We start from the raw sequence: 255 nt of genomic DNA, 5'->3' as shown, positions 1-255 counted from the left end.
ATGTTGTCGTTACCAATGTTTCAGGTGGTGGCAAAGAAGTTAAAGAAGTCCGTGTTCCAATCTGGTCAGATAAGAATGGTCAAGACGACCTTACATGGTATCATGCCGACAAACAATCAGACGGTAGCTACAAGGTTCATGTAGATACAGCCAGCCATAAGGGTGATGCTGGTACCTATTCTGTGCATCTTTACTACATTTTGGATGGTAAGCGAACTTATATTACCGAAACTACAGCCACAGTCCCTGAAACTC

1 protein-coding gene is annotated in these 255 nt (G+C 43.1%); it reads left to right on the top strand.

Annotated features, from left to right (window positions below; genetic code table 11):
* The coding region (locus tag AX663_RS09445) for a GBS Bsp-like repeat-containing protein (RefSeq protein ID WP_197414223.1) at positions 1–255 on the top strand (255 nt) is incomplete at both ends.

Source organism: Streptococcus sp. CCH8-H5 (assembly GCF_001556505.1).
Lineage (GTDB): Bacteria > Bacillota > Bacilli > Lactobacillales > Streptococcaceae > Streptococcus.
The sequence above is the reverse complement of the archived record's forward strand: the minus strand, read 5'-3'. Positions and strand labels throughout refer to the sequence as shown.